Source organism: Enterobacter ludwigii (assembly GCA_023023105.1).
Taxonomy (GTDB): domain Bacteria; phylum Pseudomonadota; class Gammaproteobacteria; order Enterobacterales; family Enterobacteriaceae; genus Enterobacter; species Enterobacter adelaidei.
On the sequence record CP083824.1, the window covers coordinates 627717 to 644456 of the forward strand.

A 16740-nucleotide genomic window follows, 5' to 3' on the forward strand; every position below is an offset into this window, starting at 1 on the left:
CAGCGGTCGAAATTATGTGATTGAGATCACTTGGTTATGCGCGCTGCTCTCCATTGCCAGGTAGCTTTCCAGTGTTCGGATGAGTTTCTCCTTAAGCCAGCTCGGCTCCAGGATCTGAATGTCTGGCAGCCAGTAGAAAAGCAGCGGCAAGATCTGATTTTCGTGTGCCGCCTGACAGCGCAGCGTGACGCCGCCGTGTTGCTCCTCCAGCAACTCTTGCTCCGGCAGGAGATCGCGGCGCAGGAAGTAATGTGAAATATTATTTTTAATAAATATTTTCACTGCGAAAGTATCTTCCGACACCCAGGGGTCGAGGCTTTTTTCCAGCAGCTCGCGAGCATTCTCTTCAGGAGTGAAGGTGGTCGTATGAATATCAAGCCAGCTAATCTGACTCAATGAGAAGGATTTCAGTCTGCCATTCTCGGTGGCTTGTAAATACCATATATTTTTTTTGTTAATCAGTTTATAGGGATTAATCAGACGGGTTTTACTCTTATAAACGATCTGGCAAACATTATGGTTCTTAATCGATTTCTCGATTTTCGCTAAATGACGACGAATATCGCGTTGTACCGTGTGTTCTGCTTCATTCCCAAGGATAAGAATATGGTTTTCGTCAACGCGTGTTTCAAGTTTCTGCCAGAATTCCGTATTTCTTTCAGGGAAAAAGCTATCAGCATTCAGGAAGTTAGCCAGTGAGTGATGTAATCCTTGTCCGCCGGGAGATTGTGAAGAATGGATCAGTCGATATAGCCCATTACCGGTATGTTCAACAATCGGAGAGAGTGCATTTAAATCCCGGTAGACGGTACGCTCGGTAATTTTAAATTTTTCCATTAGCGCACTGCGGTTTACCACACCGTTTAAATGTAGTTCAACCAGAATATCGACCAGACGTTCAGCCGAGCGGCTCCGCGTCGTTTTAGCCATAAGGTCATCCTGTATATTTGTGTATGCGCTGAATGATGCGGATGGCACTGACAACAGATGTCAGTATTCAGGCACAGAAAATTTCTCTTATGGTTATATAACGGCGTGATTTAGTGGAAACCTTAGGAATTTTTGTGGAAAGCGGCGCTGGCCGGAAAAAAGGCCAGCGCGAGAGGGGGTTATACTGCGGCTTCCGTCTCCATCATGACCGGGTGAAAACGGCGTTTGAAGTAGATCAGGCCATGTTCCGCGTCACTCAGAATGATATTTTTAATTTCAACGAGATAGACAAGATGCGTACCGATGGTTTGCACCTGGCTTATCTCGCCCTCAAGGCTGGCCAGCGCGCCTTTCAGCACCGGTTGTGCCAGCGCACCGTTCTGCCAGCAGGAGAGCGCAAAGCGGTCCTCCATTGCCATACCGGTCATTCCGGCGAAGTGGCGAGCCATTATCTCTTGCTCATGGTTCAGCACGTTAACGCACAGCCTGCCGTTGCCCTGAAATACCGGGTTCATGGCGCTATTGGCGTTGATGCACACCATCAGCGATGGTGGCGTGTCCGTTACCGAGCAGACGGCGGTGGCGGTGATCCCGCAGCGACCAGCTTCACCCTCGGTGGTGATAACATTCACTGCGGCCGACAGGCTGGCCATCGCATCGCGAAAACGCAGACGTTGTTCTGATTGCATTGTCATCTCCCGCTGCGTTATTTCAGCAGCTTATCCAGCATGTTGATATCGCTGTTGTTGTGCAGGTGCGGCACCGTCCAGCCGTGTTGGTCGTACTCGGACATGCAGCGGTCGACCATTGCCATCATCTTGTCCATGTTGCCGGAGCTCTGCGCCTGACGCAGACACTGCAGGCGGATCTCATCCTGGCTACCGGAGTAGTTGATTTCGTACAGCTCGTGACGGCCGCCAAATTCGCTGCCGATGGCGTCCCACATCAGTTTTAAAATCTTGATGCGTTCGACGTGATCCATACCGTTGGAGCCGCGCACGTATTTCGCCAGATACTGGTCGATCTGCGGGTTGTTCAGATCCCGGGCACTGGACGGCAGGTAGATCAGACCGGACGTCACGTTACGTTCGATGATGTTCTTGATCTTCGCGTAGGCCATCGGCGCCATTACGCGGTAGGTTTGCAGCGCGGCGTGATCCGGCAGATACGCACCGTTGACCCACGGCGTGGCTTCAGAGCACATGGAGTCGCTCAGCGCCCAGAACATGTTGCGCCAGGCCACCACTTCGCCGAGATCTGCCTGCACGCCGCGGAACTCCAGGGTACCGGTACACTCCAGGGATTTCTTCAGCAGGGCAGTGATGAAGTCGAGCTTCACCGCCAGACGTACGCAGGCCTGCAGCGGGTACATACGGGCAAAGCCACCTTCCATTGTCCAGCGACGGCAACGGTCGAAATCGCGGTAGATCAGCACGTTTTCCCACGGGATCAGCACATTGTCCATCACCAGGATCGCGTCGTTCTCGTCGAAGCGGCTGGAGAGCGGGTAGTCGTACGGGGAGCCTGTTGCGCCTGCCACCATCTCGTAAGAGGCGCGGGAGATCAGCTTCACGCCTTCGGCATCCATCGGGGCGACGAACATCAGTGCGAAGTCCGGGTTTTCGCCCATCACCTGCGCGGAGCCGAAGCCAATCATGTTGTAGTGAGTCAGCGCCGAGTTGGTGGCCACCACTTTCGCACCGCTGACGATAATTCCCGCGTCGGTCTCTTTCTCCATCTTGATGTAGACATCTTTCACTTCATCGGCGGGTTTATGGCGATCGATCGGGGGGTTAACGATCGCGTGGTTGAAGTACAGGCCGGTTTCCTGAATGCGGGTGTACCAGTTGCGAGCGTTCTGTTCGAACTGACCGTAGAAGGCCGGGTTAGCGCCGAGCGCGCAACCAAATGCCGCTTTGTAATCCGGCGTGCGCCCCATCCAGCCGTAGCTCAGGCGCGACCACTCGGCGATGGCATCACGCTGCTGGCGCAGGTCGTCGGCGCTTTTCGCCACGCGGAAGAACTTATGGGTATAGCCGCCACTGCCCGTATCGGTACCCCAGCACAGCGTGTCCTGCATGTCCGGCTTGTGCAGGGCATCGTACATCTGCGCGATGGAGGCTGCCGCATTACGAAATGCCGGGTGGGTGGTGACGTCTTTGACGCGCTCGCCGTAGATATAAATCTCACGACCGTCCTGCAGGCTTTTTAAATACTCTTCGCCGGTTAACGGGCGTTTGGCATCAGCGCGGAAATCTTCTGGCTTCATAGGGACCTCGTATCGGAATAGGGTTGTTAAATTTATGTTTTGTTTTTGTTGTTTAATTGAAGCGTGAGAGGGGAGGAACGTGAAGGGACGATTGGGACAACGGCGGGTACTTTTCGCGAGAGATCGCAGAGTGTGATTTCCCTCACCCTAACCCTCTCCCAGAGGGAGAGGGGACGGTTACTCCCTCTCCCTTTGGGAGAGGGCAGGGGGGTGGGGAACAGGTGACACCGGTACTTTCTGCGCCCGATAGCTGCTCGGCGAGCACCCCACTAAACGGTTAAAAAAGCGGGCAAAATAGGCCGGATCTTTAAACCCGAGCTGCCAGGCAATCTCACTGACCGCGCTGTCGGAGAAGAGCAGCAACCGCCTGGCTTCGCGCAGCTGGCGGTCGAAGATCAGCCGCTTCGGCGGACGGTTGGCAAAGCGGCGGCAGATATCGGTCAGACGGGATTCGGTGAGATGAAGTTCGCTGGCATATTCCGGCACCGTCCAGTGCTGGTGGTAGTGCGCATCAATCAGTTGCGTAAAGCGCTGGAAAAGTTTGAGCTCGCCGCGCATCCCGCCTGAAGCATGGTCGTCGAGCTTCGCGTTGCGCAGCAGCAGGGTGAACACCGCCTGTGCCAAAAGTGCCAGCGTATGTTCACGTCCGGGCAGCTGTTCCGTGGATTCGCGTTCGATCAGCCGCCAGTAGTGTTTCAGCGCCGCCAGTTCATCCGGTTTGTCGGCCAGGGACAAGCAGATCCCCGGCAGGCCGAACGTTTCACGCGTGCCGGGGTAGAGCACTTCCAGCAGCGGCCAGATCAGATCCTCGCGCACGGTCAGGACATGCCCGTCGCTGTCAGATTCGGTGATAAACGCGTGCGGCACCGACGGTGGCGTAAGGACGAAAAGCGGCGCCTGCACCGAATAGCGGTGATCGTCGAGCTGAAGTTCAATCTGCCCGGTATCAAGAAAGTGCATCTGAAAATACTGGTCGTGACGATGCGCCTGCATGTCGCGGCCAAAAAAGGCCGCCATGCGCGCGAACGACTGGTAGTGCACATCGTCGGTGCCCAGACTTTCGTCGTACTCCTTGCTGATATCAATGTTGGCGATGGGGCTCTGGCACATGGCCGCTCCTCTGCTGCTCCCGGTGCGTCATCGGGATGCGTGTTAATACCAGCGCACCGACCACCAGCAGCCCGGCGACAAACCACAGCCCTGAACTGAAGCTTCCTGTCGCATCACGCAGAATGCCGATCAGCAGCGGGCTGACGGCAGATCCCACGTTGCCGATGGCATTGATCACCGCCAGTGCCACCGCGCGGGATTGCAGGCTAATAACCTGATCCGGCGTGGTCCAGAATATCGCCATGGCGGTAAACGATCCGGTTGAGGCCATGATGATGCCAAGTAGTTGGATCAGACTGTGATCCGTCGCCGAGGCCAGCATCCATCCCGCCGCCGCGAACAGATACGGCAGGATGGTGTGCTTTTTTCGCTCTTTCAGCCTGTCGGAGCGGCGGCTCCACCAGATCATCCCGAGGATGGTACAAAACTGCGGGATCGCCGCCAGCAGGCCGATCACGATATTGCTGCTGTGGCTGTTAAAGCTTTGCAGGATCTGCGGCGTCCAGATGTTGATTGCACTCAGCGTGTTGGTCAGACAGAAGTAGGCCAGGGTGTAGAGCAGCACCGCAGGGGTCAATACTTCACGCAGCGTCGAGCGCGGCGTGGCGGAATGCGCAACGGCAAGCTCCTGTTCGCGGGCGATCATGGTTTTGAGCGCCTGCTTTTCGTCATCATCAAGCCAGGTGGCCTGATCCGGCGTGTCGTTAAGGAAGAACCAGGTCACTACGCCAAGCACCACGGACGGCAGGCCTTCCAGCAGGAACAGCCACTGCCAGCCTTTCAGGTTCCATAGCCCGTCCATAGCCAGAATGTACCCGGAGAGGATCGAGCCGAGCATCATGGTCACCGGCATGGCAATCATAAACAGCGCGTTGGCGCGGGCACGGTGATACGCCGGGAACCACCAGGTGAGATAGACCAGGATCCCCGGCAGGAAGCCGGCTTCGGCAATGCCCACCAGCATACGCAGGACGTAGAGCGTCTGCGGGCTGGTGGCGAACATGGTGCTGGTCGAGGCAATACCCCACACCACCATGATCCCGGCGATCCAGCGGCGTGCGCCGATCCTGGCCAGCATGATGTTGCTCGGGATCCCACACAGCACGTAGGTGACGTAAAACAGCGTTGCCGCCAGGCCAAACATGGTGGAGGTCAAGCCCAGATCTTTGCCCATCGTCAGCCCGGCAAAGCCAATGTTAATGCGGTCGAGAAACGAGAAGACAAACAGGATAAAGAGAAACACGATCAAGCGACGGAACAGTTTGTTAATGACGCGATGTTCAACAGCTTTATTATTTTGCAGGGTAGAGGTCGTCATGGTGCGCTCCAGATCTTACGTTTAGTAGACGGATTTATTGTTATTAACTGACGTAACCGGTTTTTCGATAAATCTTGCAGCCAGGGCTTCGGCGCTGCGGGCGAGCAGGGTGGTATCAACGCCGACGGCGACAAACAATGCGCCGAGTTCGAGATAGCGTTTTGCCAGCGCTTCATTCGCCATCAGGATGCCGGGCGCTTTACCTGCGTCGCGTATCTGGGCAATGGCCTGTTCGATAGCGGCCTGTACGTCCGGGTGCTGCGGATTACCCGCAAAACCCATGTCGGCGCTGAGATCCGCCGGGCCGATAAACACCCCGTCGACCCCTTCCACGTCCAGGATCTGCGGCAGATTTTTTAGCGCCTCGCGGGTTTCGATTTGCACCAGTACGCACATGGCATCGTTCGCCTGTTGCAGGTAATCCGGGATACGGTTCCAGCGCGACGCACGGGCCAGCGCGCTGCCCACACCGCGAATACCCGCAGGGGGATAACGGGTAGCGCTTACCGCCAGCCGGGCTTCATCGGCGTTTTGCACCATCGGTACCAGCAGGGTTTGCGCGCCCACGTCGAGCAGCTGTTTGATCTGCACGGGATCGTTCCACGACGGGCGCACGACCGGCTGGCTGGCGTAAGGCGCAATTGCCTGTAGCTGCGTTAAGACGGTTTGCACATTGTTTGGTGCGTGTTCACCGTCGATCAGCAGCCAGTCGAAGCCCGCGCCTGCCAGCAGTTCGGCGCTGTAGCTGCTGGTCAGCCCCAGCCATAACCCAATTTGCGGCGTTCCGGATTTCAGCGCCGCTTTGAATGCGTTTTGCATGGTTGTCTCCTAGACGAAGCGGCAACTGATGGAGCCCATGTTGCCGTAGTCGACATGGAAGGTATCGCCCTTGCTGGCAGCCACCGGGCGGGTAAACGAACCGCCGAGGATGATTTGCCCCGGTTCAAGCTGCACGTCGTACGGGGCCAGTTTGTTCGCCAGCCACGCCACGCCGTTCGCCGGATGGTTCAGCACGCCTGCTGCGACGCCGGTCTCTTCGATCACGCCGTTGCGATAGAGCAGGGCGGAGATCCAGCGCAGATCCAGCTCGTCGGGTTTAATCGGGCGCCCACCGAGGATCACCCCAGCGTTGGCGGCGTTGTCGGAGATGGTGTCGAACACTTTGCGCGGGCGTTGGGTGTCGGGATCGATGTTGTGGCAGCGGGCGTCGATCAGTTCCAGCGCCGGGATCACGTAATCCGTAGCGTTGTAGACGTCGAAGATCGTGCAGTTCGGGCCGCGCAGCGGTTTGGCCAGCACGAAGGCCAGCTCCACTTCGATGCGCGGAACGATAAAGCGATCGACAGGGATGTCGCTGCCGTCGTGGAAGAACATGTCGTCCAGCAGCGCGCCGTAATCCGGTTCGCTGATCTGCGAGCTGGCCTGCATCGCTTTGGAGGTCAGGCCGATCTTGTGGCCTTTCAGCACGCGGCCTTCGGCGATTTTCAGGCTGACCCATTCGCGCTGCACGGCGTAGGCGTCGTCGATGGTGATCGTCGGGTAGTCCAGCGAGATCTGGCGGATCTGCTCGCGGGATTGCTCCGCCTGGTGCAGACGATGGGCGATCAGGGTATGGGTGTGTTTATCGAGCATGGCGTATCCTTTGTGCGGCTGTTGCCGGGTGGCGCTTCGCTTACCCGGCCTACGTTCGAGCCGTTGTAGGCCCGGTAAGCGAAGCGCCACCGGGCGAAAAGATGTCTACTTAAACAACGCGTGCACGTTGTTTTGTTTGTAATTGAGCGTCGGGTGAAGCTCGTCGAGCTCAAACGACAGCGCCAGATAGCGAGCCGCCATCAGATCCGCGAAATGCGTTTTGATAAGCGCAAACAGCATCTCACCCACGGCCTCACGGCTCTCCAGGCTTCGCCCGGCACCGATTTTCAAGGTCATGTGTACAAAGGCGTAATCATGTTTGCCGTCGGCCATCTGCCAGGTATCCAGCCAGTGCGCGCGGCTGCGGATGCCCCCGAGCGGGAAAATGCCCGTGGCGGCCAGCGCCTCGTTCACTTTGGCGAACAGTCCCGGCAGGTCGGCCTGCTCGCGGATATTGTCGGTACATTCAGCGATAAAATGCGGCATGGTGGCTCCTTAAGCGGGCAGTGGGAAAACAGCGTTGACCTGGCCGGTGCCGGAGCTGGCAAACAGCTCGGTGAGAAACTCCACCTTGCCGTCGTAATTGTCCCAGCCGAGCATCCCCAGCAGCATCACCGTGTCGTGCATATTGCCTTCCCCATAGCAGTAGTCGGCGTACTCCGGCAGCATGCTGCAAAACTCTTTGAACTGGCCTTCGCGCCACAGCTTCACCACGCGCTCGTCCATCTGGCGGTCGAACTCGCGGGTGTAGCTGTTCATCCCTTCTTCCGCGCGCTGGTCGTCAATAAAGCGGTGCGACAGCGACCCGCTCGCCAGTACCGCGACCGTGCCGTCGTATTTCTCAATCGCGCTGACGATGGCTTCGCCGAGCCTGCGGCTGTCGGCGAAGTCGTGAACGGTGCAGAACGCTGAAATGGAGATCACTTTGAAGTGCTTGTCGCTGTTCATGTAGCGCATCGGCACCAGCGTGCCGTACTCCAGCTTCAGGCTCGGGATGTTGTGCGCTTTGGCGCGCACGCCAAGCTTCACCGCTTCGTCGGCGATAAGCTGGCCGAGCGCCGGGTTACCGTCGTAGTCGTAGGTCATGTCGCGGATAAAGTGCGGCAGCTCGTTGCTGGTGTAGATGCCGGAAAAATGGTCCGCACAGTTAATGTGGTACGCGCTGTTCACCAGCCAGTGGGTGTCGAAAACAATAATGGTATCGACGCCCAGCTCGCGGCAGCGCTTGCTGATCTCTTTGTGTCCGTCGATGGCCGACTGACGGCAGCCGTGGTTTTTCCCCGGCAGCTCAGAAAGGTACATCGACGGAACGTGGGTAATTTTTGCCGCTAACGCTAACGTGCCCATATCAGACTCCCCATTTTGGAATCGGATGGTCGCCCATAGAGATGCAGACGTTCTTCATCTCCGCAAACACTTCGAAGCTGTACTCGCCGCCCTCGCGGCCGGTGCCGGAGGCCTTCACGCCGCCAAACGGCTGGCGCAGGTCGCGCACGTTCTGAGTGTTCACAAACACCATGCCCGCTTCGATATTGCGCGCCAGGCGCAGCACTTTGCTCACGTCCTGGGTCCAGATGTACGACGCCAGACCGTACTCCACGTCGTTGGCCAGACGCAGGCCTTCCGCTTCGTCTTTAAACGGCAGCAGGCACGCCACCGGCCCGAAGATCTCCTCCTGTGCCACGCGCATACGGTTATCGACGTCCGCGAGCACGGTTGGGCGCAGGAAGTTGCCGCCTCTCAGGTGCGCAGGCAGATCGGTCGGTTTATCCGGCCCGCCGGCCAGCAGGGCCGCGCCTTCTTCAATACCGAGACGGATGTAGCCGGAGACTTTCTCCCAGTGCTGCTGGCTGATCAGCGCGCCGACCTGAGTGTTCGGATCGGTCGGGTCGCCCACGCGCAGGCGGTTGGCGCGTTCCGCGAAGCGTTTGACGAATTCCGGGTAGATGCTCTGCTGAATGAAGATGCGCGAGCCCGCGGTGCAGCGCTCGCCGTTGATAGAGAAAATGGTGAACAGGGCGGCATCCAGGGCGCGCTCGATATCGGCATCTTCAAAAATCAGCACCGGGGATTTACCGCCCAGCTCCATGGAGTATTTCTTCAGCCCGGCGTTTTTCATGATATTGCGCCCGGTAGCCGTACCGCCGGTGAATGACACGGCGCGCACGTCGCGATGACGCACCAGCGCATCGCCCGCCGTTGCACCGTAGCCCTGCACTACGTTCAGCACGCCCGCCGGAATGCCCGCCTCCAGCGCCAGCTCGCCCAGACGGTCGGCGGTCAGCGGGGAAAGCTCAGACATCTTCAGCACTGCGGTATTGCCCAGCGCGAGGCACGGCGCAACCTTCCAGGTGGCAGTCATAAACGGCACGTTCCACGGCGACACCAGCGCACAAACGCCCACCGGCTGCACCAGGGTGTAGTTGAGCATCTTGTCGTCAACCGGGTAGGTCTTGCCGTTCATCTGCTGGCACACCTCGGCGAAAAACTCGAAGTTGTGCGAGGCGCGTGGGATCAGCACGTTTTTAGTCTGGTGGATCGGCAGGCCGGTGTCGGCGGTCTCCATGGCGGCGATCTCAGGGACGTTCTGGTCGATCAGATCGCCCAGACGACGCATCAGGCGCGCGCGCTCTTTCATCGGCAGGTTAGCCCATTTCGGGAATGCCTCTTTTGCCGCCGCTACGGCCTGGTTCACTTCGGCTTCGCCGCCGGAAGCGACTTCTGCCAGCACCTCGCCAGACGCCGGGTTAGTGGTGCGGAAGTAGTCACTTCCCGCCACGTTTTTACCGTTGATCCAATGGTTTATCTTTTTCATTTTGTCGTCTCCTCACTGACAATTCGGTTCACCAGGCGGCCCACGCCTTCTACTTCCACCACCACTTCGTCACCCGGCACCACGTCGGAAAGCCCTTTCGGCGTGCCGGTGGCAATCATGTCGCCCGGCTGCAGGGTCATAAATTCGCTCAGGTACGCAATCAGGAACGGGATGCTGAAGATCAGGTCTGCCGTGGTGCCTTCCTGGCGTAATTCGCCGTTAACAAAGGTGCGAAGGGCCAGGTTGTGCGGGTCGGGAATGGCCGCTTTCGGCACGATGTTGGGGGAAATCGGCGTCAGCCCGTCGCGGCTTTTGACGCGCAGATTCGGGCGATAGTAATTTTCGAGATAGTCGCGGATGGCGTAGTCGTTGCACACCGTATAGCCCGCCACGTAGTCCATCGCGTCGGCTTCACTCACCTTGCGGGCGGTTTTGCCGATGACCACCACCAGCTCCGCCTCGTAGTGCATGTACTCAACGTTGTCCGGGCGTACCGACGTCTGGTTATCACCGTTAAAGGTGTTCGGGGCTTTGATAAACACCAGCGGCTCGGTGGGCGGTTTGAAGTCCAGTTCGCTGGCGTGATCGGCGTAGTTCAGCCCCAGAGCAAACAGCGTGGCATGCGGGTGCGGGCCGTGTGCGATGGCTACGTCGCGTTCATTCACCACCGGGTTTTCCAGCGGGGGAAAACCTTTCGCCAGAATGCGCACGCGATCGCCGGGCTGCAGGGAGACGCGGGAATGCGGAGTACCGAGCAGAATGGCATCACCGGGATTGAGGGTGGCGAATTCGCTCAGGGCGCTGAGCAGTTCGGCGGCGTTGCGCTGCAAATCGGCCGTGTTCCAGTGGTCGGCTTCGCGACCGTTGATTTCGGTGATGATGGTCAGGTTATCGACGTTATCAACGGCGACAAGCTCACCCAGCGGACAAAAACCGTCACGGCATTTGGCCTTAATCGCCGGGCGGTAGAAACTCTCTTCCGGCAGGCTCACTTCATTGGCTAACGCATATCCCGCGATGTATGCCGCCGCGTCTTCCACGCGCACCTTGCTGGCAGTTTTGCCCACGACCAGTGCCACCGTCGCACCGCTTAACACCGTTTCACCTTCTGGGAACGGAATGGGCTCGCCTGCGCGGATCACGGTGTTATGCGGTTTGATAAACCACACCGCCGTTTTTGGCGGCGTGGTGTAGGGGGCTTTTTCAAACGCGTCGCGCCATGCATCACGCTGGCTTTGATGGTTCAATGCGACGGCAAAAACAGTACCTTTCATTGACTACTCCTCACCCTGAAAGTCCGGGTTGTGATTTCGTTAATATGTTAATGATTTGGTTTTATGCTTTTGCTGTTCGTTTCGCAATCAGAAGTGAAAAATTTGTGATATGAATAACAATAAATTTACATATAGATAATTAAATATTTATTTATCATGCAGTTAATAAAATAGGGTTGTTTCTGTTAGACTTTTTGACGTAAAACGAGTTGTTTATAAAAACATCTTTTGTGTGATTGTTTACTTGTTAATAACTGGTGGGGAGAGGCTATGCATGATTCATTAACCATCGCGCTGTTGCAGGCGCGGGAAGCGGCGATGTCTTACTTCCGCCCGATCGTGAAGCGGCATAACCTGACCGAACAGCAGTGGCGGATTGTGCGCGTGCTGGCTGAACATCCGTCGATGGATTTCCACGACCTCGCATTTCGGACCTGTATTTTGCGCCCGAGCCTGACGGGTATTCTGACGCGCATGGAGCGCGACGGGCTGGTGCTGCGCTTAAAGCCGGTGAACGACCAGCGCAAGCTGTACGTGTCGCTGACCAAAGAGGGGAACGCGCTGTACGAACACGCCCAGGCGCAGGTGGAAGAGGCCTACCAGCAGATTGAAGCGGAATACACGCCGGAGAAAATGAAACAGCTAACGGCGCTACTGGAAGAGTTCATCGCGCTCGGCAATCGCCATATTGCCGAACGCGGGGAAGAGGAGTAACTCAGCCCTCCGGTTTTGCCAGGTGGATCAGCGTGTCGATTCGCGCGGGGGAAAGCGGCTCGCGCGGGTGCGGCAGCGGCCAGCCGTACAGCCAGCGGGCGCTGGTGGCGCAGGTTTTCCCCTGACAGGCACCCATGCCACAGCGCGAGGCGAGCTTTGCCGCCTGCCAGCTCTCTGCATGTTGCACATCGCCGCAGCGCACATCTTCGCAGCGACAGAGCAGGGTGTCGGCAGTGGCAACCTCTTTTAGCGATTCCGGTAAGGCGAAGGTGGCATGGAGCGCCCGGGCAAAACGCTGCCAGCGGGTACGGGCGGCGATGGCTTTTTCCGCCTTCCCGGGGTTATCCGCCGCGATATAGCCCGCAATTTCCCCCTCGGCCAGCGCCAGCTCGCTGCCGCCAAAGCCGGTGCATTCTCCCGCAGCATAGATATCCTCCACGCTGGTGCGTTGAGACGCATCGACCCGGATCGCCTGATTTTCTGTTGTGCAGCCGAAGATAAGACCCGGCTCGAGATTGGGCACCAGTCCGTAGCCGATCGCCAGCCTGTCACAGGCTATCTCCTGATTTTTCCCGCCGTGGCGTACGGTCACGGACTGGAGATGCGCATCTCCCCGGGCGTGGATGACCTGGCTTCCCGGGCGATAGTGAGCCGGAAAAAGCTCGCCGAGCTGGAGCAGTTTTTCTGGCCAGCGCCAGAGCCCAGCCGCGAACCGGGCCAGCGCGCTCACCGGCGCCTGTTCGATGATGGCGACGATATTTCCGCCTGCGCGTTTCACCGTACCGGCGACCGCCAGCAGCAGTGGCCCGCTGCCGGCAATGACGACCCGCTCGCCGTTGAGCGGCAGGCCATGTTTAATCTGTGCCTGTAGCCCACCGGCTCCCGTTACGCCGGGAAGCGTCCAGCCAGGAAACGGCAGGGAGAGTTCCCGTGCGCCGCAGCATAAAATTAACCGCTGCCAGCGGATCTCGCCGCAACTGTCTGCGGTTTCAAAAACAACGCAATGCGATTCAGGGCGGGCAATCAACCGGGCGCCGTTCAGTAGCGTAATGCCCGGCTGTTCCGCCACTGCCTGCCGCAGGCGTAAGGCGCGCGGAGGCAGCGAAACCTGCGGACCATCACGCCAGATTTGCCCCCCAGGGCGCGGGTTGTCGTCAAGCACCATCACCGACTTTCCACAGCGTGCAGCGGCCAGTGCTGCCGACAGCCCGGCTGGCCCGGCACCGAGGACAAGGATCTCGCACTCAAACGTTCGCATGTTGGCTCCTTTCAATCACCATGTCGGGCTGGCATTCCGTCTGGCAGGCCAGCACCCGTCGTCCATTCACCGTGACGCGACACTCCTGGCAAACGCCCATGCCGCAGAAGGGTGCGCGCAGCTCACCGCTGACTGAACTTCGCGTCACGCCGCTACCCGTGAGTGCCAGCGCCGCTGCGATGCTGATGCCAGCAGGAACGTCGCAGGGTTCGCCTTCGATAATCAGCTTCAGGGTCGTCATGCAATGGCCTCCTGTTTTTGCAGCCGCGCGGGGAGCCAGGCATCCGGTGAAACGGGTGAGCGTTCGCCGAGGATCTGCGCGCAGAGCAGTTCGGCGGTTGCGGGGGCGGTGGTGACACCCAGCCCTTCGTGCCCCAGTGCCAGCCAGATACCCGGCCGTGCAGGATGCGGGCCGATGAGCGGGTTGCCGTCTGCCGACGCGGCGCGAAAGCCGCTCCAGCAGCGAATGATATTGAGGTTATCCAGAGAGGGGAGAAAATGGCGCGCGCGTGTCAGCATGGTGGCCAGAAGCGGTAAATCCAGCTCGCGGTCGGTATTATCGAACTGGCGGGAAGAGCCAATCAGCAGTTGCCCGGTGGGACGCGGCTGGACGTTAAACGCCACCGAGGTGCCGCCCGCATGGGCGCTGGCACCGTATCCCAGCTCTACCAGCTGGTGGCTGAGCAACGGGGTGTAGCGATCGGTGATCGCCAGTTGGCCTTTTTTCGCCCGTAGCCAGTTTTCGCCAAGCAGCGCGTTGGCCCCCAGACCGCAGGCGATGACGATGGCGCGCGCGCGCAGGCGTTTGCCGCTGTGCAGGGTGACGTAGGGGGCATCGACTGCGAGGGCGCGATCGCGAAGATGCGTGACATCGGCATCATCAATTAACCAGCGAGCGACGTTTGGCGCGTAGACAATCCCGTCTCCGGGCACCCACAGCCCGCCGCTGAGCCGGGAGGTGAGCAGGGGTTCACGTGCGGCAAGCTGGTCGCGGGTCTGCATGTCGCTGGCGACCTGGTGTTGCGCCATCCGCCGTTGTTTTTCTTCTGCCAGTTCAAGCTCCTGCGGCGTTTCCGCCAGCCACAGCGTGCCACACCCGCGCCAGGCGCAGCTTTCCGGCATCCGGGGCGTCAGTTCCCGCCAGCGTGCCAGAGACCAGGCAGAAAGGGTAAGCTCGGCGGGGTCGTCATCCATGCACACCAGATGTCCCATCCCTGCTGCCGTTGCGCCCGCGTTACCGTCGTCGATCAGCGTGACCCGCTGCCCGCGCTTTGCCAGTTGCCAGGCACAGGCGGCACCGACGATCCTGGCACCAATGACAATGACGTCGGTGTCGGTCACAACGTAATCCCCCAGCGGAACGGATCGCCAGGATTGAGGATCAACCGGTTATCGCCGCAGACCCATGCCTCACCACGGATCGTCGGGATGATCTTGTTGCCATGCGGCACGAAATGGGCGGTAAATTCGCTGCCGATGATGCTCGCCTGTCGCCAGGTTTCTCCCGGCCTGAGTTTGCCGTCTTCTGCCAGACAGGCCAGCTTGGCGCTGGTGCCGGTGCCGCAGGGTGAGCGATCCCAGGCTTTTCCCGGACAGAGCACAAAGCTGCGGCTGTCCGCGCGGTCATCCTCCGCGAAGAGCTCAATATGGTCGATAATGCCGTCATGTTCACCGCGAATACCTGCACGTTCTAACCCTTCCCGGATCGCCCAGGCATACTCCGTTAACTGGGGTATCTTGTCCGGCGTCACTGCAAAAGGATGATCGTTGACGAGGAAGAACCAGTTTCCGCCCCAGGCGATATCCCCCGTGACCGTACCGTGAGCGGTTTCAACCTGCACCTGTTTGCGCCAGCGATACGCCGGGACGTTTTCTACCGAAACGCTGCCATCGTCGTGCAGCGTGGCGGTCACATCACCCACCGGGGTTTCAATCAGATGTTTGCCGGGCTGAATGCGGCCAAGCCAGGCCAGCGAGGCGACAAGCCCGATCGTCCCGTGACCGCACATGTTCAGAAAACCGCTGTTGTTGAAGAAGATGACCCCCGCCGTGGCCTTCGGCGACACCGGTTCACAGAGCAGAGCGCCGACCAGGACATCGTTGCCGCGCGGCTCAAGAATGATGGCTTTCCGCCAGTCGTCGTAGTCGCGGGCGAAGCGGTCCCGGCGCTCGGCCATGTTTCCAGCGCCCAGATCCGGAAAACCGTCGATGACCAGGCGGGTCGGTTCGCCGCCGGTGTGGGAGTCAATTACTCTCAGTTCGCTGTGCTGCGCTGTCATGGGATCTCCGGAAAGTTAACACCTTGTTGCTAAATGCTGGCGTAAGGCCGGGATTCCTGCTTGATCGCTTTCGTCACCAGAAATGACGAAATCAGCACAGTGACCGGTTTCATTCTTAAGTGAAATTCATATTTATTTCTTATTAATCATTCTGTTGATGGTGTGGTAAACCAAAAGTAGCGACTGTGCCAGTGAATGAAACAGGGTAAATCATAAACCTGTGGCAGGATCGCAAAACGCGGTAAGGGCGCTTGATGAGTTAACGAAAAGTTAATAAAGATCCAGCTCACCGATCGGGAGGAAGCGTGATGTCCTGTGTGATTGATGATGTGCTGGCACCGTCGCCAGCGCTGGAAGTGGCTGAACTGAGTCAGATTTGTGAAGGGCTGGCGCGCCAGCGTCCGGACAATATCCAGACCTTGCTTCATGCGATGGCGTTGATTGCGCCACTGCTCAACGCCATTCCTAATGTGGTGTTTTTTGTCAAAGACGTGCAGGCGCGCTATCTGATGGTCAATATGACCCTGGCGCGTCGCTGCGGATTTAAGACGGTGGCTTCGCTGCTGGGGAAAACCTCTGCCGATGTTTTTCCTTCCGCGCTGGGGCAGGGCTATACCGAGCAGGATATGCGGGTGCTGCGCGAAGGGGTGACGCTGCGCGATCAGCTGGAGATGCATCTCTATAACGGCCGTGAGCGCGGCTGGTGTCTGACCCAGAAACTGGCGCTGCGGGATGCGCAGGGCCAGGTGATCGGCATGGCGGGCATTTCACATGACCTCCAGGAAGCGCAGGCGCGACACCCGGCGTGGCAGCGGCTGGCGATCGTCGACGATCATATCCGCAAGCATTACCACCGGCCGATCGCCATGGAGGAGCTGACCGCGCTGAGCGGTATGTCGGTGGCGCAAATTGAACGCTACTGTAAGCGCATTTTCCACCTCACCCCGCGTCAGATGATACACAAAGTCCGTCTGGAAAAAGCGACCGAGCTGCTGGCGGGCGATACGCCGATTACCGATATTGCCCTGCAGTGTGGCTATACCGATCACAGCGCCTTTAGCCGCCAGTTCAAGGCCATGACCGGCTCTACGCCGCGTGATTTTCGCGTCACGCTGGCTGGGTAAGACAAACGCACTGTGCT

At 58.7% G+C, this 16740-nt stretch carries 17 protein-coding genes; 2 read left to right on the plus strand and 15 right to left on the minus strand.

Translation table 11 applies throughout. The annotated features are described in order from the left end of the window. Nucleotides 1-12: 12 nt before the first annotated feature. The 11 genes from LCD46_02905 to LCD46_02955 all read right to left on the minus strand — a co-directional run bounded on the left by LCD46_02905 (nt 13) and on the right by LCD46_02955 (nt 11348). Entirely contained in the window at nt 13-930 is a 918-nt protein-coding gene (locus LCD46_02905; protein ID UOY71301.1) for a WYL domain-containing protein, read from the minus strand. 179 nt (nt 931-1109) lie between these two features. Beyond that, nucleotides 1110-1619: a 4-hydroxyphenylacetate 3-monooxygenase reductase subunit gene (locus LCD46_02910; protein UOY71302.1), complete on the minus strand. Its 510-nt coding sequence runs from the start codon at nt 1617-1619 to the stop codon at nt 1110-1112. A gap of 17 nt (nt 1620-1636) precedes the next feature. After that, nucleotides 1637-3199: a 4-hydroxyphenylacetate 3-monooxygenase, oxygenase component gene (gene hpaB, locus LCD46_02915; protein UOY71303.1), complete on the minus strand. Its 1563-nt coding sequence runs from the start codon at nt 3197-3199 to the stop codon at nt 1637-1639. 177 nt (nt 3200-3376) lie between these two features. Further along, nucleotides 3377-4309 carry a 4-hydroxyphenylacetate catabolism regulatory protein HpaA gene (hpaA, locus tag LCD46_02920; GenBank protein UOY71304.1) on the minus strand — a complete coding sequence of 311 codons (933 nt, stop codon included), beginning with the start codon at nt 4307-4309 and terminating at the stop codon, nt 3377-3379. After that, nucleotides 4281-5627: a 4-hydroxyphenylacetate permease gene (gene hpaX, locus LCD46_02925; protein UOY71305.1), complete on the minus strand. Its 1347-nt coding sequence runs from the start codon at nt 5625-5627 to the stop codon at nt 4281-4283. The genes hpaA and hpaX overlap by 29 nt, the downstream gene beginning before the upstream one ends. A 21-nt stretch (nt 5628-5648) precedes the next feature. Further along, on the minus strand, nt 5649-6446 hold the full coding sequence (hpaI, locus tag LCD46_02930; GenBank protein UOY71306.1) for a 4-hydroxy-2-oxoheptanedioate aldolase: 798 nt from the start codon (nt 6444-6446) through the stop codon (nt 5649-5651). A gap of 9 nt (nt 6447-6455) precedes the next feature. After that, nucleotides 6456-7259, minus strand: coding sequence for a 2-oxo-hepta-3-ene-1,7-dioic acid hydratase (gene hpaH / locus LCD46_02935; protein ID UOY71307.1), 804 nt, complete (start codon nt 7257-7259; stop codon nt 6456-6458). A 105-nt stretch (nt 7260-7364) separates the two neighbouring features. Then, nucleotides 7365-7745: a 5-carboxymethyl-2-hydroxymuconate Delta-isomerase gene (locus tag LCD46_02940; GenBank protein ID UOY71308.1), complete on the minus strand. Its 381-nt coding sequence runs from the start codon at nt 7743-7745 to the stop codon at nt 7365-7367. Between the two features lie 9 nt (nt 7746-7754). Then, nucleotides 7755-8606 carry a 3,4-dihydroxyphenylacetate 2,3-dioxygenase gene (gene hpaD, locus LCD46_02945; protein UOY71309.1) on the minus strand — a complete coding sequence of 284 codons (852 nt, stop codon included), beginning with the start codon at nt 8604-8606 and terminating at the stop codon, nt 7755-7757. 1 nt (nt 8607) lies between these two features. Next, the gene (hpaE, locus tag LCD46_02950) at nt 8608-10074 is read right to left on the minus strand and encodes a 5-carboxymethyl-2-hydroxymuconate semialdehyde dehydrogenase (protein UOY71310.1); all 1467 of its coding nucleotides are present in this window, start codon (nt 10072-10074) and stop codon (nt 8608-8610) included. After that, complete coding sequence (locus LCD46_02955) at nt 10071-11348, minus strand: 4-hydroxyphenylacetate degradation bifunctional isomerase/decarboxylase (GenBank protein UOY71311.1); 1278 nt, start codon at nt 11346-11348, stop codon at nt 10071-10073. The genes hpaE and LCD46_02955 overlap by 4 nt, the downstream gene beginning before the upstream one ends. Nucleotides 11349-11618: 270 nt before the next feature. Here LCD46_02955 and hpaR point away from each other — a divergent pair, with 270 nt between their 5' ends. Continuing rightward, the gene (gene hpaR, locus LCD46_02960) at nt 11619-12062 is read left to right on the plus strand and encodes a homoprotocatechuate degradation operon regulator HpaR (GenBank protein UOY71312.1); all 444 of its coding nucleotides are present in this window, start codon (nt 11619-11621) and stop codon (nt 12060-12062) included. A 1-nt stretch (nt 12063) separates the two neighbouring features. Here hpaR and LCD46_02965 read toward each other — a convergent pair whose 3' ends face one another. The 4 genes from LCD46_02965 to LCD46_02980 are packed head-to-tail and all read right to left on the minus strand — an operon-like array spanning nt 12064 to nt 15599. Beyond that, a complete protein-coding gene (locus tag LCD46_02965; GenBank protein UOY71313.1) occupies nt 12064-13320 on the minus strand; it encodes an NAD(P)/FAD-dependent oxidoreductase in 1257 nt (418 codons plus the stop codon). Further along, nucleotides 13307-13561: a (2Fe-2S)-binding protein gene (locus LCD46_02970; protein ID UOY71314.1), complete on the minus strand. Its 255-nt coding sequence runs from the start codon at nt 13559-13561 to the stop codon at nt 13307-13309. The genes LCD46_02965 and LCD46_02970 overlap by 14 nt, the downstream gene beginning before the upstream one ends. Further along, nucleotides 13558-14661, minus strand: a complete 1104-nt coding sequence (locus tag LCD46_02975) for an FAD-binding oxidoreductase (GenBank protein ID UOY71315.1) — start codon at nt 14659-14661, stop codon at nt 13558-13560. Before LCD46_02975 ends, LCD46_02970 begins: the two co-directional genes overlap by 4 nt. Next, nucleotides 14658-15599 (minus strand): 4-hydroxyproline epimerase, encoded by a 942-nt coding sequence (locus tag LCD46_02980; protein UOY71316.1) that lies wholly within the window; start codon nt 15597-15599, stop codon nt 14658-14660. The genes LCD46_02975 and LCD46_02980 overlap by 4 nt, the downstream gene beginning before the upstream one ends. Before the next feature lie 308 nt (nt 15600-15907). On the opposite strand from LCD46_02980, the gene LCD46_02985 reads away from it, so the two are divergent. After that, nucleotides 15908-16723: an AraC family transcriptional regulator gene (locus LCD46_02985; protein UOY71317.1), complete on the plus strand. Its 816-nt coding sequence runs from the start codon at nt 15908-15910 to the stop codon at nt 16721-16723. Nucleotides 16724-16740: the final 17 nt, after the last annotated feature.